This is a genomic window from Microbulbifer sp. JSM ZJ756, from assembly GCF_044383805.1.
Taxonomy (GTDB): Bacteria; Pseudomonadota; Gammaproteobacteria; order Pseudomonadales; family Cellvibrionaceae; genus Microbulbifer; species Microbulbifer zhoushanensis.
This window is the reverse complement of record NZ_JBISER010000009.1, coordinates 177,216-203,892: the sequence shown is the minus strand read 5'-3', so window position 1 is coordinate 203,892 and position 26,677 is coordinate 177,216. Positions and strand designations below refer to the sequence as shown.

The following is a 26,677-nucleotide window of genomic DNA, read 5'->3' as shown; positions in this document are numbered from 1 at the left end:
TGAATGGATAAACTGATTATTGAGGGCGGTAGCCCCATTTCCGGCAAGCTGCGGATTTCCGGAGCCAAGAATGCCGCACTGCCGATCCTTGCCGCGGCGTTGCTGGCCGATGGCCCGGTACATATTCACAACCTGCCGCACCTCAACGACATCACCACCATGATTACGCTGCTGCGTTGCATGGGGTGCGAGGTGACCGTGGACGAGAAACTGGCGGTGGAGATTGATCCCCGTTCGGTGAATGAGCTGACGGCACCCTACGAGCTGGTGAAAACCATGCGCGCGTCCATCCTGGTGCTGGGGCCGTTGCTCGCCCGCCACGGGGTGGCAAATGTGTCATTTCCGGGGGGGTGCTCCATCGGCAGCCGCCCGGTGGATATCCACCTGAAGGGCCTGGAGGCCATGGGTGCCGAGATCACCATAGACGGCGGGTTTATTCGCGCGCGCTCCAATGGCCGCCTGAAGGGCGCCAATATCGTGATGGAGAAGGTCACTGTTGGCGGCACCGAGAATCTGCTGATGGCTGCGGTACTGGCCGAAGGAACCACTGTTCTGCACAACGCTGCGCGGGAGCCGGAAATTGTCGACCTGGCCGAATTCCTGATCGCCATGGGCGCCCAGATCGAGGGTGTGGGCACCGATACCCTGCGGGTGCATGGCGTCAAGCGGCTGAATTCCTGCACTTTCAGCGTGATGCCCGACCGGATCGAGACCGGCACATTCCTGGCGGCGGCCGCCGCCGCCCGGGGCAAGGTGCACCTGACCCATACCCGCGCCGACATCCTCGATGCGGTACTGCTCAAATTCGAGGAGGCCGGCGCGCACCTGAGCACCGGTGATGACTGGATCGAGCTCGACATGAAGGGCAATCGCCCGAAGGCGGTCAGTTTCCGCACCGCCCCGTATCCGGCATTCCCTACTGATATGCAGTCGCAGCTGATGGTGGTCAACGCTGTCGCCGAGGGCAAGGGAACGGTGGTCGAGACGATTTTCGAGAATCGCCTGATCCAGGTGCATGAGCTCAATCGTATGGGGGCCAATATCAGCCTCGAGGGTAATACCGCAATCGTCACCGGTGTGGAGCAACTGAATGGGGCTCCGGTGATGGCGTCGGACCTGCGGGCTTCCGCCAGCCTGGTGATTGCCGGAATGGTGGCCACGGGCACCACAGTGGTGGACAGGATCTACCATATCGACCGCGGCTACGAATGTATCGAGGAAAAACTACAGCAGCTCGGTGCCAACATCCGTCGCGTGCCCGGCTGACTCCCAGTGAGTTACCACAGGGTCCGGGGTGGACCCGGCCCTGTGGCCCAAAACATACCTGAATAACTGTCATAACGATGCAGATCACAATAGCGCTTACCAAGGGGCGGATCCTCAAGGAAACCCTGCCGCTCCTGGCGGCCGCCGGCCTGGAGCCGCAGGAAGACATCACCAAGAGCCGCAAGCTGATATTCCCCACCAACCAGGATGGCGTACGCCTGTTGATCCTGCGCGGTGTGGATGTACCCACTTATGTGCAGCACGGGGCCGCTGACATTGGTGTGGCGGGCAAGGATACGTTGCTGGAGCATCCTAATGATGGGCTCTACGAACCGCTCGACCTGGGAATCGCACGCTGCCAGTTGATGACGGCGGGAATCGCCGGTGCAGCACTGCCGCGTGGCCGGATCCGGGTTGCGACCAAATTTGTGCAGAGTGCGCGACGCTACTATGCGGCCCAGGGGCGCCAGGCGGATATCATCAAGTTGTACGGGGCGATGGAGCTGGCGCCTTTGATGGAGCTGGCCGATGAGATCGTGGATATCGTCGATACCGGCAATACGCTGCGGGCCAACGGCCTGGAGGCGCGGGACAAGATCGCGGATATCAGCAGTCGCCTGATCGTGAACAAGGCGTCGATGAAAATGAAATACAGCCCCATCAATGCCCTGATCGAGAAACTCTCCGCCGCTGTGAGCGCGCGGGATGCAAGCTGAGGTGGCCGATATGAGCAGCGCCCTGATCCGCCGGCTGGATGCCGCAAGTGCCGATTTCGACCGGCAGCTCGACGATCTGCTCGCCTGGGAATCGGTTGCCGATGATGCTGTCGAGCAGACTGTAGCTGCCATCCTGCAGGATGTTCGCACCCGTGGCGACGCCGCCCTGATCGAATATACCAACCGTTTCGATCGCCGCGACCTGCAATCCGCGAAGGGTTTTGTGCTGTCCGCCGAGGCCCTGCAGGCAGCCCTGCAGAGAATATCCGCGGCCGAGCGCGGAGCCCTTGAGGTGGCCGCGGAGCGCGTGAGTGCCTACCACGAGCGCCAGCGGCAGGAATCCTGGCAGTACACAGAGTCCGATGGCACGGTGCTGGGCCAGAAAATCACGCCGATGGAGCGTGTGGGTATCTATGTGCCCGGTGGCAAGGCCAGCTACCCCTCCTCGGTGCTCATGAATGCACTGCCGGCCAGGGTGGCCGGTGTGGATTCCGTCACCATGGTGGTGCCGGCGCCCGATGGCCAGGTCAGTGACCTGGTGCTGGCGGCAGCGGCGATTGCGGGTGTGGACAGGGTCTTCACCATCGGCGGGGCCCAGGCGGTGGCCGCGCTGGCCTATGGTACCGAGACAGTGGGGCGGGTGGACAAGATTGTCGGTCCGGGCAATATCTTCGTTGCCAGTGCCAAGCGGGCCGTTTTCGGGCGTGTGGCAATCGATATGATTGCCGGCCCGTCTGAAATCCTGGTGATCTGTGACGGCCAGACCGACCCGGACTGGATTGCCATGGACCTGCTATCCCAGGCGGAGCACGATGAGCAGGCGCAGTCGATCCTGCTCAGTCCCGACCGGGGTTTCCTTGGTGCGGTGGAGGCCTCACTGGAAAAGCTGCTCGATGAATTGCCGCGCCGCGATATCGCTGCCACATCGCTGGCGGGGCGCGGTGCGCTGGTCGCGGTGGATTCGATTGAGCAGGCCATCGAGGTGGCCAACCGGATCGCCCCCGAGCACCTGGAAGTGTCTGTGGCGGATCCGGAAAGCTACCTGCCGCAGATTCGCCATGCCGGGGCGATCTTCCTCGGGCGCCACACCGCCGAGGCACTGGGGGATTACTGTGCCGGTCCCAACCATGTACTGCCTACCAGTGGCACTGCACGGTTTTCCTCGCCGCTGGGGGTGTACGATTTCCAGAAGCGCAGCTCGATTATTCACTGCTCCCCGGAAGGCGCCGACCAGCTTGGTCGCGTAGCCGGGGCCCTGGCCCGCGGCGAGGGTCTGGAGGCCCATGCCCGTTCGGCCGAGTACCGGGTAAAGGACTGACCCGCGTCAGTCTTCCTGTGCCGGGATCCTGGTCGCCTGCCACGCCACGGCGCGCCATTCGCCATCACGTTTCACGAAGGTGCCGGTGTTGAAGTAGGAGGTCGGGGCGCTGTCCCCTGGCTTGTCACCGGCATCGGGCTGCGCCCTTTCCTCGGCCACCAGCCGGAAGGCCACGACAGCAGTGTCCCCGAACAGCCGGATATCCACATCCTCTGCCCGGTAAGCGGCGGTAGCCGGTTGCTGTTCCTGTCCCTCGAATCCCTGCAGGATCGTCTCCTTGCCGAAGCGGGCACCGCTGGAACTGGTGTAGACCAGGTCCTCCGCCCAGAAACGCTGGTGTGCCTGTTTCTTGTGGGTGGCGGCGAGGAAGTTGTCCAGCTGCTTATCCAGGGCGGCGCGATCGTCGGCAATTGCCGGTGTGCCCAGGAGGGTGGTGACTGCTACTGCGAGAATCAGGGATATACGCATGGCTAGCGTCCTCATTGTGGTTGTTATTCCTGGGTGGGCGGTGGCGCTGCCTGGCCGGGGTCCTCGCCCTGGGACTGCGGCGGCTCTGCAACGATAGCCTCGGTGGTCGACTCGATGCCGTTGCGGATGTAGCTGATGGTGACCGTGTCGCCCGGGCGCAGGGTGAACATGGTCGCCGGGCCGCGAATACCGTTGTTGAGTGGCAGGCCATTGATATGGGTGAGCACATCGCCGGGCTTCAGGCCGGCCTTGAAGGCCGGGCCCTCGTTATAGATGGCGAGCACCACGATACCCTCGGTCGACGGGGGCAGCTTGAGGGTGGGGGCCAGCTGCGGTAACTGCCGCAGGTCGGCGGCCTCGATCCCCAGCCAGCCCGGCACCACGCGGCCATACTCGATGATGTCCTCCATCACCTTGAGGGCGATGTTGGCGGGAATGGCAAAGCTGATACCGCCGGTGTAGCCGCTCTTGTCCAGGATCGATGTGTTGATGCCCAGCAGCCGGCCACGGGTATCCACCAGGGCACCGCCGGAATTGCCGGGGTTTACCGCCGCATCAGTCTGCAGGAAGCTCTGTAGCCAGCCGCCCGCGCCGTAGTTGGTCAGGTTACGGGCGCCGGTGGCGCTGATGATGCCCTGGGTCACAGTCTGGCCGACGCCAAAGGGGTTGCCGATTGCCAGCACAATATCGCCCACCTGGGCCTGTTCCGGGTCGCCCACCTCGATGGTCTGCAGGTCGGGGAGGTCGACCCTGAGCACGGCGAGGTCGAAGTTTGGCTCGGTGCCCACCAGTTCCGCGCGGGCCTCGCGCCCGTCGGCCAGGTAGACGGTGATCGCTTCGGCCTGGTTGATCACGTGGTGATTGGTGAGGATATAGCCATCCTCGCTCACGATGACGCCGGAGCCCAGGTTGGCCTGCATGCGGTCCCGCAGTTGGTGGGGAAGCTCGGTGCTCTCGAGCAGGGCGCGGAAGGCGGGGTTGTCCAGCAGCGGGTGGCGCTGCTGGGGCACGGCGCTGCGGGTATAAATGTTGACCACCGCCGGGCTGGCATTATTGACCGCCCGGGCATAGGACACGGGGCCGCTCCACTCGTCCCGCTCGGGACCGAATGCCCCATCACGCAGCTGGGGGAACAGCAGCAGGGCACCCACTGCCAGCAGCAGGCCGATGCCTGCGGGGATGGCCCAGTCTTGCAGAAATCGTTGTAAGGACACTCTTGCCTCCTGAATTTGCGGCCATTATACGGGTTTGGCGCCCGGATTCATCGCGTGCCGCAAATTCGCTGCCCCTTGGGTGCACGCCCGGATTCCGTATAATGCGTGCTCCTGATTATTCCATTGGCAAGAAACGATAAACTTTCGGAGACCCGTATGTCCCTGGTTCGCCCCCACGGCAGCGTCGAGCTGCAGCCCCGCTTTGTCTATGACAGTGAACGGCACCACCAGCTGATGCACGAGGCGGAGTCCCTGCCGTCGATCGTGGTAAGTTCAGCGGCAGCTGCCAATGCGGTAATGCTGGGGGCTGGCTACTTCAACCCGCTGCACGGCTATATGAACCTGGCCGATACCCTGAGCGTGGCGAAGTCCCTGCGTACCTCCGATGGCCTGTTCTGGCCGGTGCCGGTGGTTAACATGGTGCAGGACACCAGTGCCATCGAGGGCGCGTCCCGTATCGCGCTGCGCGACCCGAATGTGGAGGGCAACCCGGTGCTGGCGATTATGGATGTGGAGGCCATCGAAACCGTCACCGACGAGCAGGTCAACACCATTGCCGAGCAGGTCTTCGGCACCCTGGACGATAAGCACCCCGGTGTGGCGACCTTCAAGTCCGCGGGCCGCAAGTTGCTCTCCGGCCCGATCGAGGTACTGAACTTCAGCTACTTCCAGAGTGACTTCCCGGATACCTTCCGCACTGCGGTTGAAATCCGCAATGAGTTCACCGAGCGCGGCTGGAACAAGGTGGTCGCATTCCAGACCCGCAACCCGATGCACCGCGCCCACGAGGAACTGTGCAAGATGGCCCTGGAGTCGGTGGACGCCGATGGTGTGCTGATCCATATGCTGCTGGGCCAGCTGAAGCCCGGCGATATCCCGGCGCCGGTACGCGATGCGTCAATCCGCAAGATGGTCGAACTGTACTTCCCCGCGAACACCGTGATGGTGACCGGCTATGGTTTTGACATGCTCTATGCCGGGCCGCGCGAGGCTGTGCTGCACGCGGTATTCCGCCAGAACTGTGGCTGCAGCCACCTGATCGTGGGCCGCGACCACGCCGGCGTGGGTGACTATTACGGCGCCTTCGATGCGCAGACCATTTTCGACGAGAAGGTACCGGAAGGGGCGCTGGAGATCGAAATCTTCCGCGCGGATCACACGGCCTACTCAAAAAAGCTGAATAAGGTGGTGATGATGCGGGACGTGCCGGATCACACCAAGGAGGACTTCATCCTGCTGTCCGGCACCAAGGTGCGTGAAATGCTGGGTGACGGCATTGCGCCGCCCCCGGAGTTCTCCCGCCCGGAGGTTGCCCAGATCCTGATGGATTACTACCAGAGCATCTGACCGGGAACCGGGAAAGGTGAAACGAAAAAGGGCGGGTTGATACCCGCCCTTTTTTATTGCCGCCGCGCGGCCCTTGCCGTGCTGTTTCCTGGCTTTCTTCGCCCAGGGAGCCGGTTAGCGATTGGCCACGCTCTCGGAGCGCTCGTGCTGGTCCCTGTCCAGGCCGTAGTCCTCGGCCAGGGTGCCCTTGGCGCCGGGCTCTTTCGGGGCCCAGTCCCGGGGGGGCTCGACGCTCTTGAGGCTCTCGTCGTTTTCGCTCAGCTTGCCGCTGCCGGCCTCCAGCATCTGCCGGCCGATATCCTGGCTGGAGAGGCGCATGGCGCTGTTCGCCAGGTACTCGTGCACCTCGCGGTAACTCTCGGTGAGGTTGTGGACCAGCTGGGCAGTCTGGTCAAAGTGTTCGTTGACCTGCAGCTGGAAGTCCTCGAGCTTGCGGTTGGACTCCTTCAGGCGCAGCTCCAGTTCCTGGGTGCGGTCGATACCGCCGCGGTTGCGGGTGGCGAGAAATGCCAGCAGCGCGCCCAGCGCCAGTCCCAGAATCCCGACCAGAATAAGAATGGATGTAGAGTGCACGAATACAGTCTCCCGGATTGCGAATGTCTGCGCCGTCCGTGGCGCCGTCCAGGGCCTAGTATACGCAATTCAGGCGCTGGCGTCGGGGCGATTTGGAAATAATGGCCGGCTGGTCAGCCCGTATCGGGTCCAGCTGCTCGGTCGTCCCCGCGCTAGGCGGGATTGCGCGTATTTTGGTAAAGTGGCGCCCCTCGCAACCACCCAGGGTCCAACAGCGAACCATGCCTGCCGACATCTCTACCCAGCGGCCATCACGGCTCTCGCCGATCGAGCGTTACCAGCGGGACCTGCAGCGACCGGATTTTGTCGCCGATCCTGCGCAGGAAGCCGCTGTCGAGGAACTGCAGGACCTCTATGAGCGACTGTGTTCTGAGCGGCAGGCGCAGGGGCTGTGGCAGCGCCTGCAAGGGTTGTGGCAGCGGCCCGCGCGCGAGCCGGAAACCGGCCTCTATTTCTGGGGTGGGGTAGGGCGCGGCAAGACCTACCTGATGGACGCATTCTACGAGTCACTGCCCTTTGCCGAGAAGCAGCGCACGCACTTCCATCGCTTTATGCGCGAGGTGCATCGCGAGCTCAAGCGCCTCGATGGTGAAAAGAACCCGCTGGAGCTGGTGGCCGACGGTATCGCCGCGCGTACCCGGGTTCTCTGCTTTGACGAGTTCTTCGTGTCCGATATTACCGACGCGATGATCCTGGCGAGCCTGTTGGACGCGCTTTTCCGGCGCGGGGTGGCACTGGTGGCCACCTCCAATATCGAGCCAGAGGGCCTGTATCGCAATGGCCTGCAGCGGGCGCGCTTCCTGCCGGCCATCGACCTGCTGCGGCGGCATACCAGGGTGCTGAATGTGGACGGCGGCACCGACTACCGGCTGCGGGCGCTGGAGAGGGCCGAGCTGTATCACTGTCCCCTCGATGCGGAGGCGGACCGGAGTCTGGAGGAGAGCTTTGCCAGCCTGATCGTGGAGGGGGCCGAGATCCGTGAGTACGAGGCACTGGATATAGAGGGGCGCTCGATCGTGGCGCGCAAGGAGGCGGATGATGTGGCCTGGTTCGAGTTCGCGGAACTCTGCGATGGACCCCGTTCACAGAACGACTATATAGAGCTGGCGCGGGAGTATCACAGCGTGTTGCTGGCCAATGTGCCCCGGATGGATGGGCGCATGGAGAACCAGGCCCGCCGCTTTATCAACCTGGTGGACGAGTTTTATGACCGCTGTGTCAAGATGGTCATCTCGGCGGAGGTGCCAGTGGCGGAGTTGTACCAGGGCCGGCACCTGCGGTTCGAGTTTGAACGCACGGTCAGCCGCCTGCTGGAGATGCAGTCGCGGGAGTATCTGGCGCGGCCCCACCGTCCAGACTAAGTTGATGTCAGGCGGGTTAAAAATCACCCAGATAATCCTTGAAATGCCCCGGGCGCTTATGTAGTATTCGCGCTCTTTTGTGGGACGGCCTCCATTCCGGGGGCCCAATGCAGGTGTTTTATAACATGAAGACTTACAGTGCCAAGCCGGAAGCGGTAACTCGCGACTGGTACATTGTCGACGCTGCGGACAAGACCCTCGGGCGTATTTCCGCCGAGATCGCCACCCGTCTGCGCGGCAAGCACAAGCCTGAGTATACGCCCCACGTGGACACCGGTGATTACATCATTGTGATCAACGCCGAAAAGGTCCGCGTGACCGGTCGCAAGGCGCAGGACAAGATCTACCACAGCCACTCCGGCTACCCCGGTGGTCTCAAGTCCATCAGCTTTGAGAAACTGATCGAAAAAGCCCCCGAGCGCACTATCCAGAGCGCCGTCAAGGGCATGCTGCCGAAAGGTCCTTTGGGTCGTGCGATGTTCAAAAAGCTGAAAGTGTATAAAGGCAGCGAACATCCTCACGCGGCGCAACAGCCGATTGAACTGGCGATCTAAACGGAAATACTCTTATGGCAACTACTCAATATTACGGTACCGGCCGTCGGAAGACCTCCACTGCCCGTGTATTCATCGAGCAGGGTGAAGGCAAAATCACCGTGAACGGTCGCACCCTGGACCAGTATTTCGGCCGCGAAGTGGCTCGCATGATCGTGCGCCAGCCGCTGGAAAAGGTCGATATGGTGGAAAAATTTGATATCCACGTCACTGTGAAGGGCGGCGGTTCCTTCGGCCAGGCGGGCGCTATCCGTCACGGCCTGACCCGCGCACTGATGCAGTACGACGAGGCGCTGCGTGAGCCGCTGCGTGCAGAGGGTTACGTAACCCGCGATGCGCGTGCGGTTGAGCGGAAGAAAGTGGGTCTGCGCAAGGCGCGCAAGAGACCGCAGTTCTCCAAGCGTTAATCTGCTTTTTCAAGCCCGGCTCCTGCCGGGCTTTTTTATTCCTGTCTCCTGCGGGAGTCGGCCAGTTGTCACAGGTTTTGGTTAATTTGTGGCCAGTTCGCTACGCGATGCCCGACGTTCCCTTCCGTGTTTACCTTGTATCAAAATGGCATTTTCTTTAACATTGCGCGAATTTGTATCCGCTTGATTTTTGGGGTTAATCCGCCCGGGCAATCTTTCCGGGGGAACCTTTAAGGGACCTTTTCTACAACTTTTTTGGGTTTGGGTCAGCCAATCTTCCCCCGGGGAGAAGCTGTGATGGGAGAACTACGTCATGAGTGATGACGGTGTAAACGTAGGCCGGCGCCGTTTCCTGACCGCTGCCACCTCTGTAGTAGGTGGTGCCGGGGCGGTGGGAATTGCCGTGCCATTTGTTAAGTCCTGGAATCCGAGTGCCAAGGCCAAGGCGGCCGGCGCCCCGGTTAAATACAATGTCAGCAAGCTCGAGCCGGGCCAGATGGTCACCGTTGAGTGGCGTGGTAAGCCGGTCTACGTGGTGCGTCGCAGCGAGGAGGCCCTGCAGAACCTGGAGAAGGTTGTGCCGATGCTGCGAGACCCGGATTCTGAGGAGTCCAACCAGCCGGCATACGTCGATCCCAAGAGTCGTTCCATCAAACCGCAGCTGCTGGTGCTGGTAGGACTGTGCACGCACCTTGGCTGTGCCCCGATGTTCCGCCCCGAGGTGGGTGCCGCCGACCTGGGCGGTGCTGATTGGCTGGGTGGCTTTTTCTGCCCGTGCCACGGCTCCAAGTACGACATGGCTGGTCGCGTGTACACGGGAGTGCCGGCCCCGACCAACCTGGATGTGCCGCCTTACTCCTATGAAAATGATGATGTGATCGTAATCGGTGTGGACCAGGAGGGCAGCGCATGAACTGGCTAACGGCATTGGGTGACTGGGTAGACCAGCGGCTGCCGATTTATCGCGCCTGGGATACCCATATGGGCAAGTATTACGCGCCCAAGAACTTCAACCTCTGGTACTTCTTCGGCGTCCTGTCGATGCTGGTGCTGGCCAACCAGCTGCTGACCGGCATCTGGCTGGTGATGAGCTATAACCCGTCCGCTGACGGCGCCTTCGCTTCCGTCGAGTACATCATGCGTGACGTGGAATGGGGCTGGCTGATCCGCTACCTGCACTCCACCGGCGCATCCGCCTTCTTTGTGGTGGTCTACCTGCATATGTTCCGCGCCCTGATGTACGGCTCTTACAAGCCGCCGCGCGAGCTGGTGTGGATCTTCGGTATGTGTATCTACCTGGTCCTGATGGCCGAGGCCTTCATGGGCTACGTGCTGCCGTGGGGCCAGATGTCCTACTGGGGTGCCCAGGTGATCGTGTCCCTGTTTGGTGCCATCCCCGGGATTGGTGAGGACCTGGTACAGTGGATTCGTGGTGACTACCTGATCTCCGGTATCACCCTGACCCGCTTCTTCTCGCTGCACGTGATCGCGCTGCCGCTGGTACTGGTGCTGCTGGTAGTGCTGCACATCCTGGCGCTGCACGAAGTGGGGTCCAACAACCCCGACGGTATCGATATCAAGAAGGTGAAGGACGAGAATGGCGTGCCGAAAGACGGTGTTGCCTTCCACCCGTACTACACCGTGCACGACCTGGTGGGTATTGCGGTATTCCTGTTTATCTTCTGTGTAGTGGTGTTCTTCTTCCCGGAGATGGGCGGCTTCTTCCTGGAATTTGCCAACTTTGAGGAGGCAAACCCGCTGAAGACCCCGGCGCATATTGCCCCGGTATGGTACTTCACGCCCTTCTACGCCATCCTGCGTGCAGTAACCATCGATATCGGCCCGCTGACCGCCAAGTTCCTGGGCCTGGTGGCCATGGGCGCGGCGATTGCGATCCTGTTCGTGCTGCCCTGGCTGGACAAGAGCCCTGTGCGCTCCATCCGCTACAAGGGCGTGCTGCCGAAAGCGCTGCTGCTGGTGTTTGCCGCGGTGTTCATCATCCTGGGTTACCTGGGTGTGAAGTCGCCGACCCCGGGCCGTAACTTCCTGGCACAGGTAGCGACGCTGTTCTACTTCGCTTACTTCATCACCATGCCTATCTGGTCCAACCCGACCGAGCGCAAGAGCATGGCGTCCTGGGTGGTGAGCGGTATTTTCGGCCTGCTGTTCCTGTGGATGGCGGTCAGCAACTTCAAGGCGAGCCTGTTCGTGGGCATTTCAGCCCTGGTCCTGGCTGGCCTGTTCGCGGCGCTGCCGTGGCTGACCAGCCGCGACCACATCGGCGAGCCGCCGACCCGGGTTACCAGCCCGTCGGGTGAGAAGACGTTCGGGGTCCTGTTTATGGGTATCGTGGTGGTCTTCCTGCTGGCCTTCCTGCCGATCAAGGCAGTGGGTGCGGAGAGCACCGTGGAGCTGGACCACATCAATATCGACCTGCAGGACAAGCCGTCCCTGCAGCGCGGCGCCAAGTATTTCGTCAACTACTGCATGGGGTGCCACAGCGCCAACTTTTCCCGCTGGGGGCGGGTGGCCAGCGATCTGGAAATCCCCAATGAGCTGATGGTGCAGAACCTGGTGCTGGGCGACGACAAGATCGGCGACCTGATGAAGATCTCCATGCGGCCGGAGGATTCCAAGGTCTGGTTCGGCGCCGCGCCGCCCGACCTGACGCTGGTGGCCCGGTCCCGCTCCCCGGAATGGCTCTACACTTACCTGCGCAGTTTTTACAAGGATGACAGCCGCCCGACCGGCGTGAACAACAAGGTTTTCCCGAACGTGGGTATGCCGCACGTGTTGATGGAGCTGCAGGGCCTGCCGGAATGCGCCCCGGGTCCGAAGCGTGACCACGGCCATGTAGTGCGCGATGAGCTGGGTAACCCGATCATGGATGCCGACTGCGGCAGCCTGCAGGTGGGCGAGGTCAAGGGTTCCATGACCGACGCGGAGTTCGACCAGGCCATGTATGACCTGGTGAACTTTATGGAGTACATCGCCGAGCCGATGGCGGAAGATCGCAAGCGCGTGGGCTTCTATGTGCTGGCCTTTATCCTCGTGTTCTTCGCGTTCGCCTGGTTGCTGAACCGCGAGTACTGGAAAGACATCGGGCACTGAACCGCGGTCGATCGCCAAAAGTTATCCGGCGCCAGCCAGTAGCGGGCGCCGTGTCTGGGTGGTGGAGCTGCTCCATCACCCTTTCGTTTTTCGGATCCCCGGCCGGCGCATTGCCGGCCGCCAGTTTGAGGTAGTTACAAGATGGGTGTGCCCACCAACAAGCGCTCCTCCATGACCTTCTTTTCCGATGGTCGTAGTCATTTGAGTCATCGCGTGCGTATCGTGCTCGCGGAGAAAGGGGTTTCTGTCGATATCATCGATGTGGACCCGGAAGACAAGCCGGCCGAGCTGGCGGACCTCAACCCCTACAACTCCCTGCCCACCCTGGTTGACCGGGACCTGGTGTTGTTTGAAACCAAGGTCATGATGGAGTACCTGGACGAGCGCTTCCCGCACCCGCCACTGCTGCCGGTTTATCCCGTGGCGCGCGCCCAGAGCCGCCAGATCATGTATCGTATCGAACGGGACTGGTGTCCGCTGGTGGACAAGATCCTGGCCGGGGGCAAAGAGGCGACGGCGGCCCGCAAGGAATTGCGCGACAGCCTGGTAGGTATCGCTCCGCTGTTCAACGACCTGCCGTTCTTCTTCAATGAAGAGTTCTCCCTGGTCGACTGTTGCATGGCCCCGCTGCTGTGGCGCCTGGAGCAGTTCGAAATCAGCCTGCCGAAGACCAAGCAGGCCAAGCCGTTGCTGGACTATATGGATCGCCTGTTTACCCGTGAGGCATTCCAGCAGAGCCTGACCGAATTCGAACGGGAAATGCGTTGAGGTGATCGTTGAGTAAACCGGCCATGACATCCAATCGTCCGTATGTGCTGCGGGCCTTTTACGAGTGGATCAGCGACAACCGCTGTACGCCCTACATCCTGGTGGATACCCATCTCTCCGGGGTGCTGGTGCCCCAGCAGCACGTCAACGAAGATGGCCAGATAGTACTCAATATCTCCGAGAGTGCCGTGGTCGGGCTGACCATGGATAACTACGCAATCCGCTTCAATGCGCGTTTCGGCGGTGTTCCCACTGACATCCAGGTGCCTGTGGGCGCTGTGGTGGGCATCTATGCACGGGAGAACGGGCAGGGCATGGTGTTCGAGGCTGAGGAAACCCCCGAACCGCCGGAGCCCACGCCACCCACCAGCCTGGGCAAGAAATCCGCCAAAAAACCCTCCCTGCGCGTGGTCAAGTAATTCCGCCGGCAGCCGTTCGCGGCTGTCGACCGGTTCCCCCCTCCGGGTCCATTGGCCATATCCCTGCCTGCCTGACTCCCTCACATTCCAGTCTGCGACCCAGTGCCGGATGGCGCGTGAACCAATCCCTATAATCGGCAGCCCCGTTGGACTGTGAAGTGACGATGCCGTTGATATCGCAAATCCTGCATATATTCCGCCAGGGCTGGGTGCCCGCACTGGCCCTGGGCCTGGCTGCGGCGCTCTATTTCCAGCCCGTTTCCATCGACCTGGACCTTGCGCCCCGGCTGGCGATGTTGTTGCTGGGAGCCGCGCTGGCGCTGGGCGTCTATTTCAAATCCAGCCGGCTCGCCTTTGTCGCGGGCCAGTTACTGGCAGGGTTTATCCTGCTGGAGCAGCTGCCCGCCTCGTCGCGTCCATGGTTGACCGTGCACGGCCTGGCGCTGGTGTCTCTTAATACCGCGCTTGTTATGGGCCTGCGTGATCGCAGCGTGCTCAGCGGCTTTGGCCTGTTGCTCACGGCAGTGCTGGCGGGCGAGGCCCTGGGGCTGGTATCCCTGTACGAGTGTTGCAGCTCTGCCCTCTCATCGGCCAGGCCACTGGCGGCACTGGTCTCCGGGCTGTCACCTGGCATGCCGGGTGGCTGGCTGGCGGGGCTCAATTGGGCTGACCTGGCTTTCCTGCTGGCTGTACCGCTGGGTGTAGCGGTGTCCATGGTGCACCGGGACCCGGTTAACCTGGGCCTCCTCTCCTGTATTCTCCTCGCCCTGTCGGTTTACGTGCTGGGTGGTGGGAGCCGTACCCTGTTGATCCTGGCGGTCTGTGCCGGGCTGCTGCTGGCCCTGCTGGCGTTGCGCAGCGCATACGAGCTGGCCTTCCGGGATGAGCTGACCGGTATCCCCTCGCGCCGCGCCTACAGCCGTTACCTGCTCACCCTGGGACGCAACTACAGTATCGCCGTGGTGGATATCGATCACTTCAAGAAGCTCAATGACCGCCATGGACACCAGGTAGGGGACCAGGCGCTGCGGATGGTGGCGGGCAAGATTGCCCGGTACGGCGGTGGCAGGGCGTTCCGTTATGGCGGCGAGGAATTTGTGGTGGTGTTCCGGGGCCGTGATGGCGAGCGCGCCGAGCGCTCGCTGGAGCGGATGCGCGATAAAATTGCCGCCTATCCCTTGCGTATCCGTGGCGCCGGCCGGCCGGCCAAGAAGGCAAAAGGCAAGCGCCTGCGGGGGCGCGGCGGCAGCCAGGCGATCAAGACTTCGGTGAGCGTGGGGCTGGCGTCCGCATCCCGGGAGATGCGGGCTCCGGACCAGGTGCTGGCGGCGGCCGACAAAGCCCTGTACCGGGCCAAGCGCGGCGGTCGCAACCGGGTATGTGCCCACCGCTAGTATTCGACGCTATCGGCTCCGCGGAAAATTGGCGTGCTATTCTTCTTAAGTGTTGGTGAATCGGGTGCTGTCCCCCGATACTGCTAGCAAAAGCGAAATAGGGAGAAGAAGCGTGCGAATCCTGAGTCATACCCTCGGCATCCTCACCAACCCGGACAAGGAGTGGAAGGCAATCCGTGCCGACAAGCACTCTTTTGCCCAGGTTTTCCTCAGCCATGTGCCCTTCCTCGCCCTGATTCCCTGTATCAGCGGTTACATCGGTGTTACCCAGTTCGGTTTCCGGGTCGGGGATAACGTCGCCAAGCTCACCCCGGCGAGTGCCGCGACCCTGGCCATTCTCACCTACCTGGCCATGCTGATCGGGGTCTACCTGTTCGGCGAGTTCATCAACTGGATGGCAAAGACATATATGGTCGAGGGTAACGAGGAAACCCGGCATTACGAGGGTACGGCGCTTGCGGTTTTCGTCACCACACCCATTTTCCTGGTGGGCTTTATCGGGCTCTATCCCAACCTGTGGGTAAACGCGGGGGTGACCATGCTCGCCGCCTGCTACTCGATCTACCTGATCTACGAGGGCATTCCCATACTGATGAACCTGAGTAAAGAGCAGTCGTTTATGTACGCCACATCGGTGGTGACGGTAGGGCTGGTCCTGCTGGTGACAGTGCGGGTGGGGTCCGTGATTCTCTGGAGTATGGGCGTGGGACCGATCTACCAGAATTGACCTGCCGGAACACCGATGCGAGCGGGGTGAGCTGCAGTGCCTCTTGGCGCCGCCTCTTGAGAGTACCGCAGCTACCGGGGAATGCCGCCCAATGTTATTTGCGGGTGTTTAACGGGAATAAAAAAAGCCGGCCACAGGGCCGGCTTTTCTGTTTCAGCCTGTCGGCGTTGCCTGGCGGCCGGTGGCGCCGGCCGGCGCACCCCTGGAGAGACTCCGGTCTACCACCTGCGGGCAGATGGGGGGCATCGGGCAGTCCAGGCTGTCCGCCACCGCCCGCAGCAGCTCGATTTCCTCGGCTGCGATCAGGCCGTCGTGGGCCATGGTTGTAGCCATGGCCTTGAGCAGGGCGGGCTTGCGCAGGGGCCGCTCGCCCGCGGCGATGGCCACGGCCTTGTCCAGCCGTGCGAGGGTGATATCCCGTCGCGCCGGCAGGGGGATGCGCTCCAGTTGCAGCGCGTTCATTCCCGCCTCGAACGCCCGCTTGGCCTCCAGGTAGTCGGGGTTGCCGGCATGTGCCATGGCCGCGAGCAGGAAGCCCGCAGCGTGCCGGTGCGCGCGGGGCCCGGAAGCCAGTCGCTGCCGGTCCGGACTGTCCTCCAGGGCGTGCATCAGCAAGCGGTAGAGGGCCCACTCCCACAGGTCGACCCGATTGTCACTGCGCAGCAGCTTGATCAGGTTGCGTTTAAAAACCTGGTACTGCTGGGGCACGAGGCCCCGCAGGGCCGGCACGCAGAGGTCCAGCAGGGGCAGTCGTGAGCATTCCGGCATGGCGCTGAAATCCCCCTCCAGCCGGTCCATTTCCCGCATTACTGCGGGATGGGCGAGCTTGCGCAGCATCTGGTACTGCTCCTCGCGCCGAGCCTGGTCCCGGTGGAGCATCAGGCGGTACACCACGGCCCGCGCGGCAAATGGATCGTGGGCCGCGGCGTGCAGGGCCGGGGGCACCGCAGCCAGCAGCTGGCGGCCGTAGTCGGTGTGTTCCTCGCCGGGATTGGCAATACTGTTATCCACCGCCGCGGCCACTGATTCCAGTGGCGCCTCACCGGCAATGCCGGCCGCCAGTGGTGAGGATACCGCCGCCGGCGGGGGCGCTGCGGGAGCCGCGGGGAACTGGCCATTCCAGGCCGGGTCCAGCTGCCGGATACGTATCGGTAGCGGGGGGTGGGTGGCGAACAGGTTCGCGAAAGAGCGACGCAACCCGCTGGCGAAGTACATATGGCTGTATTCTGCAGCCTGTCGGGAAGCCAGGGTCGAGCTGTCGCTGTGGCCGCCGATTTTCTTCAGGGCCCCGGCGATGCCGGTATTGTCGCGGGTGAACTGCACTGCGGAGGCGTCGGCAAGCAACTCCCGCTGGCGGCTGACCGCAGCCTTGATCAGGTTGCCGAAAAAGGTGCCGGTATAGCCAATCACCATCAGCCCGGCGCCGATACCCAGCAGCGCCGCGCGGCCGCGGTTATCCCGCGTGGAGCCCAGGTGAGAGCCCCGCAGCAGCCAGTAGCCGAGCAGGCCGATGATCAGGATACCGTGCAGCAGGCCGACAATACGGAGGTTGAGGCGCATGTCGCCGTTGAGGATGTGGCTGAACTCGTGGGCTACCACTCCCTGCAGTTCAGCCCGGCTGAGGCGCTCGATACTGCCGCGGGTCAGTCCGATCACCGCGTCGGCGGGTTTTATCCCGGCGGCAAAGGCATTGATGGCCGGGTCCTCGATGACATATACATCCGGGACCGGAGTACCGGACGCGATGGCCATTTCCTCCACCACGTTCAGTGCCCGTTGCTCTGCCACACCGTCTGGTGAGAGATTGATCTTGCGCCCGCCCAGGGACTCCGCCACGGCCTGGCCGCCGGCGGCGAGCTGGCGCAGCTTGTACAGGCTGCCGAGGCCGATAACAGCGAGAATCGACAGGGCGATCATCGCCACGGTTTCCCAGCCCAGTTGCGGTATCGCGCTGGCGAGGCTGAAATCCTGCCCGCGGCTGTAGGCGGTGAGCGCTGCTGCCAGCAGGGTAGTGATGGCAATCAGCAGGAAAACGGCGAGGGCGAACAGGCCCACCAGCAGGGTACTGTTGCGGCGCGCGCGGTCCTGCTGCTCGAAAAAGTTCATTTAAAACTCCACGCGTGGCGCTGCCTGGAATTCTGCCGAGTCTTCAAACTCCAGCAGGCGTGCGTCGTCCCGGTGGCCGAAAAAGCCGGCAAAGAAAACCGGCGGGAAGCTCTGGCGGTAAATGTTGTAAGCCATGACCGAATCGTTGAACGCCTGGCGGGCAAAGGCGACCTTGTTTTCCGTGCTGGTCAGCTCCTCGCTCAGCTGCATCATGTTCTGGTTGGCCTTGAGGTCGGGATAGGCCTCCATGACCACGTTCAGGCGGCCCAGCGCCCCGGCCAGGGCTCCCTCGGCGTGCCCCAGGTCAGCCATCGCCTTGGGGTTGCCCGGGTCCGCAGCGGCGGACTTGAGGCCGCTGAGGGCCGTATTGCGGGCACTTATCACCGCTTCCAGGGTGTCACGTTCATGCTTCAGGTAGCCCTTGGCGGTATCCACCAGGTTGGGGATCAGGTCATAGCGGCGTTTCAGTTGCACCTCGATCTGCGCAAAGGCGTTCTGGTAGCGGTTTTTCAGTGAAACCAGTTTGTTGTAGATGCTGATTACGTAGAACAGCAGCGCGGCGATGGCCACGATCCAGAAAATTCCCGAGAATTCCATTTGTCATCCTATTGTTATCGCGGTTTTTGTGGCGCCGATACTAGCATGGCCCGGGTTGCCGGTGACTTGAGCAAGGCCGCAATCCTGCGCTCACCCGGGCGGTGACCGGGTGGGGGAGACCCGACCAGGGACGCATGGCGGCAGTGGCCCGCGGATCGGTTATAATGCCGCCGCAATAAATAGATCGCCGGCGCGTACCAGGACGCCGGCACAGAATCGGAGCAGCGTATGAGTGATGTAAATTCGGATCCAGTGGTCATTGTCGGAATGGCGCGCACGCCCATGGGCGCAATGCAGGGAGCCCTGTCTGCACTCAGTGCTCCGCAACTGGGGTCCGCGGCGATCCGCGCGGCGCTGGCGGATGCCGGGATTTCCGGGAGCGACGTCGATGAGGTGCTGATGGGCTGTGTACTGCCCGCGGGCGTGGGCCAGGCACCGGCGCGACAGGCGGCGCTGGGGGCCGGTATTCCCGAGGGCACCCCGACCAGCACCGTGAACAAGGTATGCGGCTCGGGTATGAAAACCGTGATGATGGCCCGCGATGCCCTGCTGGTGGGTGATGCCAGTGTGGTGGTGGCCGGTGGCATGGAAAGCATGAGCAATGCCCCCTACCTGCTGCCCAAGGCCCGCGGCGGCATGCGCCTGGGCCACGGCAAGGTAATGGACCACATGTTCCTCGACGGCCTGGAAAACGCCTATGACGGCCAGCTGATGGGCAACTTTGCCGAGTGCACCGCGGACAAGTATGAATTCACCCGCGAGGAACAGGACAATTTCGCCCTGGAATCCCTGGCGCGCGCCAATGCCGCGATTGAAGAGGGCGCTTTCGAGCGCGAGATTACCCCGGTCACCATTTCCTCGCGCCGTGGCGATGTGGAGGTCAGCGTGGATGAGGGGCCGGGCAGTGCCCGCCCGGACAAGATTCCGCAGCTGAAGCCGGCGTTCCGCAAGGACGGCACTGTGACTGCGGCCAATGCCAGCTCCATCTCCGATGGTGCCGCGGCACTGGTGCTGATGCGCGAGAGCGAGGCGAAGCGCCGCGGCCTGAAGCCGCTGGCGGTACTGCGCGGCCAGACCCAGTTTGCCCAGGAGCCGGAGTGGTTCACCACTGCGCCGGTGGGCGCCATGCAGGCACTGCTGGAAAAAACCGGCTGGAGTACCGGCGATGTCGACCTATTCGAGATCAATGAGGCGTTCGCGGTGGTCACCATGTCGGCCATGAAGGAACTCGGCCTGCCGCACGACAAGGTCAATGTGAATGGCGGCGCCTGTGCCCTGGGCCATCCGCTGGGCGCCAGCGGTGCGCGCATCATCGTTACCCTCCTGGGGGCGCTGGAGAAGCGCGGGCTCAACAAGGGCGTGGCCAGCCTCTGCATTGGTGGTGGCGAGGCGACCGCCATTGCCATCGAGCGGGTCTGACCTGGCCCTGCGCACCAGCCCCTGTCCCGCCCGGCCGTGGCGGGACAGCGGGGTGGGTGGCAGGCACTGAATCCAGGCATAAAAAAAACGGAGGCCCTGCCTCCGTTTTTTTATGCGGCTCCGGTCACTGCCGGTGCGGGAGACCGCCTCAGTCCACGTACTCCACAGCCTTCACGACCTTCTGGACACCGCCGATACTGCGGGTAACGTCCGCTGCCATTTCTGCCTCCGCACGGGTCAGCAGGCCCATCAGGTAGACCACGCCGTTTTCGGTGACGACGTTGATGCGGCCACTGTCCACTTCCTTGTCGGCGAGCAGGGCACTGCGCACCTTGGTGCTGAGCCACGCATCGCTGCTGCTGGCGAGCAGGGATACATTGCCGCGCACCTGGATTTCGTTGTAGACCTGGCGCACGTTTTTCACCTGCTGTGCGGTGCGCCCGGCCAGCAGGCGCATCTCCGGATCATTGACCTGGCCGGTCAGCAGCACCACGCCATTGAACACGTTGACGTTGATGTTGGCTTCCTTGAGGGCGGGGTGCGCCTTGTTGATATTGACCGTGGTGACGGTCTCGATCTTCTGGTCGTCCATGTAGGTGCCCAGCGAGCGCTTGCCCGGATCCTGCTGGATGGGGCCGTCGCTGGTGGCTTCCAGTACCGAGGCACAGCCGGCGAAAGCCGTACTGAGCACCAGCACAAGGGCCAGGTTAAGGTTGCGGTTGAAAAGCTTGATGGTCATGGTTCAGTCCTCGTAGCCACCGAACAAACTGCTGTCGATGAGATCGCACAGACAGAAAATGGTTAACAGATGTACCTGGTGCACCTCCGCTGCGACCTCGGAAGGCACGCGCAGTTCAATATCGTGATTATCCAGCAGGGCCGCACAGTCCCCGCCGTCGCCGCCGGTCAGGGCGAGAATGCCCATATCACGGTCGCGTGCGGCACGCATGGCCTGCACCAGGTTGGAGTCGCGCCCGTCGTTGCTGACGATCACCAGCAGGTCACCAGGTTGTCCCAGTGCCCGCACCGAGCGGGCAAACGACTCGGCGCGGCCATGATTGCGGGCCACGGTGCTCAGGGAGACCGCGTCACCGCTCAGGGCGATGGCCGGCAGGCCCGGCCGCTCACGTTCGAAACCGCCCACCAGCTGGGCACAGAAACTCTGTGCCAGCGCGCCGCTGACACCGTTGCCACAGATCAGCAGCTTGCGCTCTTCCAGCAGCGTATGGACGATCATATCGCTGGCCTCGGCGATCAGCGGGGCGAGTATCTCGCCACCGTTCATGGTTGCCTCGAGGCTGCGGTGAAAAAGGGTTACAACTCTCTGTTCCATCGATCCCGTCTGGGTAATCTCCTCGGGTAGCGGCCCCTGCCGTTACCGCTGACTATTCAGCTTGTCTCGCCGGCGAAAGCACCGGTAATCCATTCGACCTGCCCGTCCTCACCCTCTATCGCCACTACATCGAAGCGACAGGGACAGTCCAGTTTATGGGCCTGCAGGTAGCTCTCGGCGGCGGACATCAGCTTGCGCTGCTTGCGGCGGTCTACCGAGTCACCGGCCGAGCCGAAGCGGCTGTTGCGCCGGTAGCGAACCTCCACGAACACCAGGGTATCGCCATCCCAGGCGACGATATCGATCTCGCCCCGGCGGCTGCGGAAGTTGCGCGTGGCAACCTTCAATCCGGCCTTCTGCAGGAACTGTGCCGCGTGCGCTTCCATCCGGGAGCCGATGCTGCCCGGGGCGTCGCCGCGGCGAAAAAAGCTCACTGGGCGCCGCCAATCCCTGTGCTGCCGGCCTCGCCAAGCGGTTCGCCGGCCGTGGTCACCGGTACCGGTGAACCTTCATCCATCCGCGCCCAGATCTGCTCGCGCACAATGCGGCCGTCATCGCTCAGTTGCAGCGCGCCGGTCAGGCCGTGCACCCGCTGCTGCGGGAACTCGCGCAGCATGGGCAGGCGCGGGTAGAGGCGGAAGGCATCGGCGCCCAGGGCATACAGCCGTGCGAACGCGGGTGATGGTGCGGCCTGGCTGACGATGTTCTGCTTGGTGCGGTTCTCATCCTCGAACAGCCAGGGCAGGGCAGTGAACTGGATACCATTGATATCCCGGTCGCGCTGCGGGTTGATATTGCCCTCGAAGACGTGCGACGTGGCGTACACCGGCAGGTCACTGGCGTAGTGGAACGTCAGCATCGGGTTGATCTGGCGTGCCTGGCCCGGCTGTGCCGCCAGGAACAGCATATCGGCATCGTCCCGGCGGCGCGGGGTGAACTCCAGCGGCGCGGCCAGGGTGCGGCGCAGGGCTGCCTCGCGCGCAGTGCTGTCGGAGATCAGCAGGGCATCACTGACCATCTTGGAGAAGTTGCTCTTGTCGTGGAACGTCTTGCGACCACTGACCAGCCCGCCCAGGCGTTGCCACTCCTCCTGGAAAGCCTGGGCGCCGCGCTGTCCCCAGCCGGCGTCGGAAGCCATGATCAGGGCCTGGCGGTGGCCCTGGCGATAGGCATGGCGCGCCACCTGGCGGGCCTCGTCCTCGATCGCCAGGCCGAACTGCACCAGGTCATCGGTGAGGCGGCCACTGTCACCGTAGTTGAGGGCCAGGGTGGTAACCGGCAGGGTCTCGGTGGCCAGCAGGTTGGCGACCTTGCCCTTGTCCAGCGGCCCCACAATCACCTCGGCACCGGCGTCAACGGCGGCCTGGTAGACCTCGTCGAAGGGCTGCGCGGTGCCGGTATCGTAAACCTCTACCGCGGGGGTGGGCGCTCCCGCTTCCAGCGCGGTGTAGTAGGCGGCCATAAAGCCGTCGTGGATGGCGCGGCCGGCGCTGCCCAGTTGCCCGGACAGTGGCAGCAGCAGCGCGACGCGCTGGGGCCGCTGTGCGGCCAGGCGTTCCAGCAGCTGCATGGCCCGCGGCGGGTACATGGCGGCGGTATGGCGCGGCCATTGCTGGCGCCAGCGGCTGAATTCCGTCAGCTGGCCGCTCACATCGGTCTGGGTGCTGCGGCCCAGCAGGGCCAGCTGGTACCAGCCGCGCATCATATGGTTGGCGCTCTGGCTGGCACGCTGCTGCAGCTCGCTGGAGGGCAGCTGGGTGAGCAGCTGCCAGAAGCCGTTGTTGTTCTCGGCGATCTCCTCGGGGGTACGGGCCAGGTGCGCGATCTGGCGGCGCTCCTCGATGGCGCTGTCGATATCACCCAGCAGGCCCCAGAGCTGGGCCCGCAGGTTGCGCAGGGGCAGGGAGGTATCCGGCGGCAGGCGCAGCCAGTTGCCATCCAGGCGCGGTGCGGTGGCCAGGTCCAGGGCGCGGAAAAATTCATCCTGCGCGGCCAGCACATTGCCGTATACGTGGGCGTACTGCGCGTACTGCACATCGTCCAGGTTTTTTGGCTCGACCCCATCGAGGGCCTGTTGGGCGGTCGCATTGTCGCCCAGTCCGTATAGAATGGCGGCAGCCTTGACCGTCTGCTGGTCGCGCTGCGGCGCGTCCATGTCCCTGGCACTTTGCAGCATTTCCATCGCCGTGCCACGACTGGCTTCGGCGGTCACCGGCCCGCTGGCCAGCCCGGTATCGGGTTTCGGGGTCGGGGTCTGGCAGGCAGCCAGGGCCAGGGCCAGCACACTGGCGGCAAGCCTGGTAACAACAGGGGGCGTGCGCCGGTTGAGGGCGGACATACATTTCTCCCACAAATCTTGAATCATGGAGTGTGCTATGGGGCCGGATCAGGCGCTTTACGTGGTCGCTACACCCATCGGTAATCTGGCCGATATGGTACCGCGAGCGATTGAAGTTCTACAATGCGCCGATCTGGTGGCGGCAGAGGACACGCGTCACAGTCAGAGACTTTTTTCCCACTTCGATATCGATACGCCCCTGGTGGCCTATCACGACCACTCGGACGACCAGCGCACTGCCCGTATCCTCGAGCGCCTGGAGGCGGGCGAGACGGTAGCGCTCATTTCAGATGCGGGCACGCCGCTGATTTCCGACCCGGGCTACCGGTTGGTGCGCGAGGCACGTTCCCGGGGTATCCGCGTGGTGCCGGTACCCGGGGCCTGCGCCTTTGTCGCCGCCCTGAGCGCCGCCGGCCTACCCAGCGACCGCTTCACGTTCGAGGGCTTCCTGCCGGCCAAGTCCGGTGCCCGCGCGCGGGCGCTGGAGCAGCTGGCCGGGGAGGAGCGCACCATGGTGTTCTACGAGGCCCCGCACCGGGTGGCCGATACCCTCGACGCCATGGCGGAGGCCTTTGGCGATGAGCGCGAGGCGGTGATTGCCCGTGAGCTGACCAAGGCTTTCGAGACCTTCCACCTGGCGCCGCTGGCGGAGCTGGCGGCCTGGGTACGGGCGGACAGCAACCAGCAGCGCGGTGAGATCGTGTTGATGGTCCGCGGGGCTGAGAAGCGCAAAGCCGACGAACTGGACAGCGAGGCGGAGCGTGTCATGGGCCTGCTGCTGGGGGAGCTGCCGCCCAAACGCGCCGCGGCAGTGGCCGCGGAGATCACCGGGGTCAACAAGAAGGTGCTGTACAACTGGAGCCTGTCCCGCAAATAACCCGGGCCCGCCGAACACATCGGCGAGCCCGGTGCAGGGAGTTACGAGCGATGGCCGGCTCAGCCCTCGCGCTTCGGTTTCGGCTCCAGCGAGGTCCACAGGTGCGCGAACATCAGCGCTACCCGGTGGGCCAGCTGTTCATTGGTGGCGCTGCCCTTGTGCCCACCCTCCAGGTTCTCGAAGTACTCCACGTCCTGGCCCATGGCCTTCATCCGCGCCGCCATCTTGCGGGCGTGGCCCGGGTGTACGCGGTCATCGCGGGTGGAGGTGAAGAAGAACACGGAGGGATACTCGGTGCCGGGCTCCAGGTTCTGGTAGGGCGAGTACTCCTTGATGAAGTCCCAGTCGTCGGTGTCCGGGTTGCCGTACTCCCCCATCCAGGAGGCGCCCGCCAGCAGCTTGTGGTAGCGCTTCATATCCAGCAGCGGTACGCCGCAGATCACGGCATTGAAGAGGTCCGGCCGGCGCGTCATGCTGGCGCCCACCAACAGCCCGCCATTGCTGCGGCCCTCGATGCTGAGGCGCTGGGGCCGGGTGATGCGGCGCTCGATCAGGTCCTCGGCAACCGCGGCGAAATCCTCGAAGGACTTCGTCCGGTTTTCACGCAATGCGGCCGCATGCCAGGCCGGGCCATACTCACCGCCGCCACGGATGTTCGCCAGTACATAGACCCCGCCGCGCTCCAGCCACAGCTTGCCGTAGGCGCCGTTCAGCGGCTCGTAGGAGCCGGAATAGGACGGCAGCAGGGCATTGCGGAAGCCGCCGTAGGAGAAGATGTGGGTGGGGTTATCGGCATCCAGCTCGATATCTTTCGGCATCACCACGAAATAGGGCACGCGAGTGCCGTCGCGGGATTCGGCGAAATACTGCTCGATCTTGAACTTGCTGCCGTCAAAGGTCGGTGACTGCACCAGGATGCGGTCCAGCTCGCCGGCTGCCGGGTGGTAACGATACAGCGTGGGCGGGGTGACAAAATTCTGCCAGCTCAGGTAGGCGTTGCCGCTTTCCTCGTCGTAGGCGGCGATGGACAGCTGGCCGTTGTCGGGCACTTCAATGGGGGTGCGGGTAAAGCCCTTGTCATCCTGCCGGTAGAAATATGCCCGTCCTTTCACGTCGTCCAGCATGGTCACCAGCACGCCGGCCGCGGATACCACGACAGAATCGATTACTTCGCTCTTACCGGGCATGACCAGCGGTGCGACTGTGGTGGCGCCATCCAGCAGGGACTCCAGGGTAACCAGTACCAGGCTGCCGAGCGGCCAGGTCCTGTCTTCGACTTTCCAGTCCCTGTTCAGCTTCACTACCAGCTGTTCACCCAGCGCGCCCTTGATCTCGGCGCTCTCCGGCAGCTGCAGTGGAACGGCCTTGCCATCGCGGAACACAAAGCTGCGCTGGTGCCAGAAATCCAGGCCCTCGCCCAGCAGGATCAGGCTGTCTTCGCCAGTGCCGACGGAGGTCGGGCTGACCCATACGGATTCCTTCGGGACTTCAAGCACCGTGCGGGCCTTGTCGAGGCTCTTGCCGCGTTGCCACAGCTTGACGGTGCGGGCGTAGCCGGAGTTGGTGGCGCCGTGCTCGCCGCCGGCGGTGGCAATCAGCAGCTGGTCGGCGTCGACCCAGACGGCGGACTGCTTGGCCATGGGGGAGAAAAAGCCACCCTTGATGAATGCCTTCTTGCGGGCGTTGAATTCCCGTAGCTCGACGGCATCGCCGCCACCCGCGGACAGGGAGACCAGGCAGCGGGTCTGGGCGTCGTCCTCACAGGTCATGCCCTTCAGGACCCATTTCCTGCCCTCGTCGCGGGAGAGGGCATCGATGTCCAGCACGGTTTCCCATTTCTCGCTGCCCTGGTCGAATGCGTCGGCCTTGATCCGGCGATACAGGCCACGGGGGTTGTCCTTGCTGTGGTGGTTCTCGTAGAGCCACTCGCCTTTCTGGCTGATTTCCGGCAGGCGGTCTTCGGCGCTGAGTGCCGCCAGGGCATCTTTATACAGCGACTGGTACAGCTCGCCCCCGGCCAGCCGGCCCCGGGTCTCCGCGTTCTGTTGCTTGACCCATTCGATCGCGCGCTCACCCTCGACGTCCTCGAGCCAGAGATAGGGGTCCTCGGCAGCCCGGCCCGGGCTGGAGAGGAGCACCAGCGCCGACAGGGCGAGTCCTTGAACTTTTATTCTCATAATTGATTAACCTGTAGAACTGCATGATCGCGCGCCCGGTGCCGCGATAAACCAGTCGCTTAGGATATTGAAAGCCACTCTGTTGTGTAAAGTTTGATCGCTCTCTGGTGAGGCGCACAGCCGTAAAACCGCGATGAACGCCTGTTGCCACAGTGCCAATGTCTTCGGGAACCGAACTGGGGAAGGG

General features: G+C 63.2%; 25 protein-coding genes. 15 read left to right on the top strand and 10 right to left on the bottom strand.

The window, feature by feature from the left end:
- Positions 1–3: 3 nt before the first annotated feature.
- The 3 genes from murA to hisD all read left to right on the top strand — a co-directional run bounded on the left by murA (position 4) and on the right by hisD (position 3,300).
- Positions 4–1,266, top strand: coding sequence for a UDP-N-acetylglucosamine 1-carboxyvinyltransferase (gene murA / locus ACH6CX_RS15135; protein WP_237063394.1), 1,263 nt, complete (start codon positions 4–6; stop codon positions 1,264–1,266).
- 77 nt (positions 1,267–1,343) lie between these two features.
- The gene (hisG, locus tag ACH6CX_RS15130; protein ID WP_237063392.1) at positions 1,344–1,982 is read left to right on the top strand and encodes an ATP phosphoribosyltransferase; all 639 of its coding nucleotides are present in this window, start codon (positions 1,344–1,346) and stop codon (positions 1,980–1,982) included.
- 10 nt (positions 1,983–1,992) lie between these two features.
- The gene (gene hisD, locus ACH6CX_RS15125) at positions 1,993–3,300 is read left to right on the top strand and encodes a histidinol dehydrogenase (RefSeq protein WP_232941270.1); all 1,308 of its coding nucleotides are present in this window, start codon (positions 1,993–1,995) and stop codon (positions 3,298–3,300) included.
- Between the two features lie 6 nt (positions 3,301–3,306).
- On the opposite strand, the gene ACH6CX_RS15120 is transcribed toward hisD, so the two are convergent.
- Positions 3,307–3,768, bottom strand: a complete 462-nt coding sequence (locus ACH6CX_RS15120) for a nuclear transport factor 2 family protein (protein WP_396675763.1) — start codon at positions 3,766–3,768, stop codon at positions 3,307–3,309.
- Positions 3,769–3,791: 23 nt separating this feature from the next.
- Positions 3,792–4,982: a S1C family serine protease gene (locus ACH6CX_RS15115; RefSeq protein WP_396675761.1), complete on the bottom strand. Its 1,191-nt coding sequence runs from the start codon at positions 4,980–4,982 to the stop codon at positions 3,792–3,794.
- A 156-nt stretch (positions 4,983–5,138) separates the two neighbouring features.
- On the opposite strand from ACH6CX_RS15115, the gene sat reads away from it, so the two are divergent.
- A complete protein-coding gene (gene sat / locus ACH6CX_RS15110; RefSeq protein WP_334078771.1) occupies positions 5,139–6,329 on the top strand; it encodes a sulfate adenylyltransferase in 1,191 nt (396 codons plus the stop codon).
- 114 nt (positions 6,330–6,443) lie between these two features.
- Here sat and ACH6CX_RS15105 read toward each other — a convergent pair whose 3' ends face one another.
- Positions 6,444–6,902: a YhcB family protein gene (locus tag ACH6CX_RS15105; protein ID WP_232941274.1), complete on the bottom strand. Its 459-nt coding sequence runs from the start codon at positions 6,900–6,902 to the stop codon at positions 6,444–6,446.
- A 221-nt stretch (positions 6,903–7,123) separates the two neighbouring features.
- On the opposite strand from ACH6CX_RS15105, the gene zapE reads away from it, so the two are divergent.
- The 9 genes from zapE (at position 7,124) to ACH6CX_RS15060 (ending at position 15,643) form a co-directional block, all read left to right on the top strand.
- Positions 7,124–8,263: a cell division protein ZapE gene (zapE, locus tag ACH6CX_RS15100; protein WP_237063386.1), complete on the top strand. Its 1,140-nt coding sequence runs from the start codon at positions 7,124–7,126 to the stop codon at positions 8,261–8,263.
- A 125-nt stretch (positions 8,264–8,388) separates the two neighbouring features.
- Complete coding sequence (gene rplM, locus ACH6CX_RS15095; protein ID WP_232941276.1) at positions 8,389–8,817, top strand: 50S ribosomal protein L13; 429 nt, start codon at positions 8,389–8,391, stop codon at positions 8,815–8,817.
- A 14-nt stretch (positions 8,818–8,831) separates the two neighbouring features.
- Complete coding sequence (gene rpsI / locus ACH6CX_RS15090; protein ID WP_232941277.1) at positions 8,832–9,224, top strand: 30S ribosomal protein S9; 393 nt, start codon at positions 8,832–8,834, stop codon at positions 9,222–9,224.
- Between the two features lie 313 nt (positions 9,225–9,537).
- The gene (petA, locus tag ACH6CX_RS15085) at positions 9,538–10,137 is read left to right on the top strand and encodes a ubiquinol-cytochrome c reductase iron-sulfur subunit (RefSeq protein WP_232941278.1); all 600 of its coding nucleotides are present in this window, start codon (positions 9,538–9,540) and stop codon (positions 10,135–10,137) included.
- Entirely contained in the window at positions 10,134–12,335 is a 2,202-nt protein-coding gene (locus ACH6CX_RS15080) for a ubiquinol-cytochrome c reductase (RefSeq protein WP_232941279.1), read from the top strand. Before petA ends, ACH6CX_RS15080 begins: the two co-directional genes overlap by 4 nt.
- A 141-nt stretch (positions 12,336–12,476) precedes the next feature.
- A complete protein-coding gene (locus ACH6CX_RS15075; protein WP_232941280.1) occupies positions 12,477–13,103 on the top strand; it encodes a glutathione S-transferase N-terminal domain-containing protein in 627 nt (208 codons plus the stop codon).
- A 23-nt stretch (positions 13,104–13,126) separates the two neighbouring features.
- Positions 13,127–13,522, top strand: a complete 396-nt coding sequence (locus tag ACH6CX_RS15070; protein ID WP_232941281.1) for a ClpXP protease specificity-enhancing factor — start codon at positions 13,127–13,129, stop codon at positions 13,520–13,522.
- Positions 13,523–13,686: 164 nt separating this feature from the next.
- A complete protein-coding gene (locus ACH6CX_RS15065; RefSeq protein WP_396675756.1) occupies positions 13,687–14,916 on the top strand; it encodes a diguanylate cyclase in 1,230 nt (409 codons plus the stop codon).
- A 112-nt stretch (positions 14,917–15,028) separates the two neighbouring features.
- Complete coding sequence (locus ACH6CX_RS15060; RefSeq protein WP_232941283.1) at positions 15,029–15,643, top strand: Yip1 family protein; 615 nt, start codon at positions 15,029–15,031, stop codon at positions 15,641–15,643.
- A gap of 153 nt (positions 15,644–15,796) precedes the next feature.
- Here ACH6CX_RS15060 and ACH6CX_RS15055 read toward each other — a convergent pair whose 3' ends face one another.
- On the bottom strand, positions 15,797–17,749 hold the full coding sequence (locus ACH6CX_RS15055; protein ID WP_396675754.1) for a M48 family metallopeptidase: 1,953 nt from the start codon (positions 17,747–17,749) through the stop codon (positions 15,797–15,799).
- On the bottom strand, positions 17,750–18,346 hold the full coding sequence (locus ACH6CX_RS15050; RefSeq protein WP_232941285.1) for a LemA family protein: 597 nt from the start codon (positions 18,344–18,346) through the stop codon (positions 17,750–17,752).
- A 228-nt stretch (positions 18,347–18,574) separates the two neighbouring features.
- Here ACH6CX_RS15050 and ACH6CX_RS15045 point away from each other — a divergent pair, with 228 nt between their 5' ends.
- Positions 18,575–19,765: an acetyl-CoA C-acyltransferase gene (locus ACH6CX_RS15045; RefSeq protein ID WP_232941286.1), complete on the top strand. Its 1,191-nt coding sequence runs from the start codon at positions 18,575–18,577 to the stop codon at positions 19,763–19,765.
- 148 nt (positions 19,766–19,913) lie between these two features.
- Here the strand turns inward: ACH6CX_RS15045 and ACH6CX_RS15040 are convergent, their stop codons facing one another.
- From ACH6CX_RS15040 to ACH6CX_RS15025, 4 genes are read right to left on the bottom strand one after another with little or no spacing between them, the layout of a single operon-like run.
- Positions 19,914–20,504, bottom strand: coding sequence for a BON domain-containing protein (locus tag ACH6CX_RS15040; protein ID WP_232941287.1), 591 nt, complete (start codon positions 20,502–20,504; stop codon positions 19,914–19,916).
- A gap of 3 nt (positions 20,505–20,507) precedes the next feature.
- A complete protein-coding gene (locus tag ACH6CX_RS15035) occupies positions 20,508–21,098 on the bottom strand; it encodes an SIS domain-containing protein (RefSeq protein ID WP_232941288.1) in 591 nt (196 codons plus the stop codon).
- Between the two features lie 56 nt (positions 21,099–21,154).
- Complete coding sequence (locus ACH6CX_RS15030) at positions 21,155–21,532, bottom strand: YraN family protein (RefSeq protein WP_232941289.1); 378 nt, start codon at positions 21,530–21,532, stop codon at positions 21,155–21,157.
- Complete coding sequence (locus tag ACH6CX_RS15025; RefSeq protein WP_232941290.1) at positions 21,529–23,436, bottom strand: penicillin-binding protein activator; 1,908 nt, start codon at positions 23,434–23,436, stop codon at positions 21,529–21,531. Before ACH6CX_RS15025 ends, ACH6CX_RS15030 begins: the two co-directional genes overlap by 4 nt.
- A gap of 37 nt (positions 23,437–23,473) precedes the next feature.
- Between ACH6CX_RS15025 and rsmI the strand changes: the two genes are divergently transcribed.
- A complete protein-coding gene (rsmI, locus tag ACH6CX_RS15020) occupies positions 23,474–24,313 on the top strand; it encodes a 16S rRNA (cytidine(1402)-2'-O)-methyltransferase (RefSeq protein WP_232941291.1) in 840 nt (279 codons plus the stop codon).
- 59 nt (positions 24,314–24,372) lie between these two features.
- Here rsmI and ACH6CX_RS15015 read toward each other — a convergent pair whose 3' ends face one another.
- Positions 24,373–26,490 carry a prolyl oligopeptidase family protein gene (locus ACH6CX_RS15015; protein ID WP_396675750.1) on the bottom strand — a complete coding sequence of 706 codons (2,118 nt, stop codon included), beginning with the start codon at positions 26,488–26,490 and terminating at the stop codon, positions 24,373–24,375.
- Between the last annotated feature and the right edge of the window lie 187 nt (positions 26,491–26,677).

What these genes read in the sequence shown, in the direction of transcription:
- murA (WP_237063394.1), top strand. Translation starts at nt 4, where the DNA reads ATGGATAAACTGATTATTGAGGGCGGTAGCCCCATTTCCGGCAAGCTG.
- hisG (WP_237063392.1), top strand. Translation starts at nt 1,344, where the DNA reads ATGCAGATCACAATAGCGCTTACCAAGGGGCGGATCCTCAAGGAAACC.
- hisD (WP_232941270.1), top strand. Translation starts at nt 1,993, where the DNA reads ATGAGCAGCGCCCTGATCCGCCGGCTGGATGCCGCAAGTGCCGATTTC.
- ACH6CX_RS15120 (WP_396675763.1), bottom strand. Translation starts at nt 3,768, where the DNA reads ATGCGTATATCCCTGATTCTCGCAGTAGCAGTCACCACCCTCCTGGGC.
- sat (WP_334078771.1), top strand. Translation starts at nt 5,139, where the DNA reads ATGTCCCTGGTTCGCCCCCACGGCAGCGTCGAGCTGCAGCCCCGCTTT.
- zapE (WP_237063386.1), top strand. Translation starts at nt 7,124, where the DNA reads ATGCCTGCCGACATCTCTACCCAGCGGCCATCACGGCTCTCGCCGATC.
- rplM (WP_232941276.1), top strand. Translation starts at nt 8,389, where the DNA reads ATGAAGACTTACAGTGCCAAGCCGGAAGCGGTAACTCGCGACTGGTAC.
- rpsI (WP_232941277.1), top strand. Translation starts at nt 8,832, where the DNA reads ATGGCAACTACTCAATATTACGGTACCGGCCGTCGGAAGACCTCCACT.
- petA (WP_232941278.1), top strand. Translation starts at nt 9,538, where the DNA reads ATGAGTGATGACGGTGTAAACGTAGGCCGGCGCCGTTTCCTGACCGCT.
- ACH6CX_RS15080 (WP_232941279.1), top strand. Translation starts at nt 10,134, where the DNA reads ATGAACTGGCTAACGGCATTGGGTGACTGGGTAGACCAGCGGCTGCCG.
- ACH6CX_RS15075 (WP_232941280.1), top strand. Translation starts at nt 12,477, where the DNA reads ATGGGTGTGCCCACCAACAAGCGCTCCTCCATGACCTTCTTTTCCGAT.
- ACH6CX_RS15070 (WP_232941281.1), top strand. Translation starts at nt 13,127, where the DNA reads ATGACATCCAATCGTCCGTATGTGCTGCGGGCCTTTTACGAGTGGATC.
- ACH6CX_RS15065 (WP_396675756.1), top strand. Translation starts at nt 13,687, where the DNA reads ATGCCGTTGATATCGCAAATCCTGCATATATTCCGCCAGGGCTGGGTG.
- ACH6CX_RS15055 (WP_396675754.1), bottom strand. Translation starts at nt 17,749, where the DNA reads ATGAACTTTTTCGAGCAGCAGGACCGCGCGCGCCGCAACAGTACCCTG.
- ACH6CX_RS15050 (WP_232941285.1), bottom strand. Translation starts at nt 18,346, where the DNA reads ATGGAATTCTCGGGAATTTTCTGGATCGTGGCCATCGCCGCGCTGCTG.
- ACH6CX_RS15045 (WP_232941286.1), top strand. Translation starts at nt 18,575, where the DNA reads ATGAGTGATGTAAATTCGGATCCAGTGGTCATTGTCGGAATGGCGCGC.
- ACH6CX_RS15040 (WP_232941287.1), bottom strand. Translation starts at nt 20,504, where the DNA reads ATGACCATCAAGCTTTTCAACCGCAACCTTAACCTGGCCCTTGTGCTG.
- ACH6CX_RS15035 (WP_232941288.1), bottom strand. Translation starts at nt 21,098, where the DNA reads ATGGAACAGAGAGTTGTAACCCTTTTTCACCGCAGCCTCGAGGCAACC.
- ACH6CX_RS15025 (WP_232941290.1), bottom strand. Translation starts at nt 23,436, where the DNA reads ATGTCCGCCCTCAACCGGCGCACGCCCCCTGTTGTTACCAGGCTTGCC.
- rsmI (WP_232941291.1), top strand. Translation starts at nt 23,474, where the DNA reads ATGGGGCCGGATCAGGCGCTTTACGTGGTCGCTACACCCATCGGTAAT.
- ACH6CX_RS15015 (WP_396675750.1), bottom strand. Translation starts at nt 26,490, where the DNA reads ATGAGAATAAAAGTTCAAGGACTCGCCCTGTCGGCGCTGGTGCTCCTC.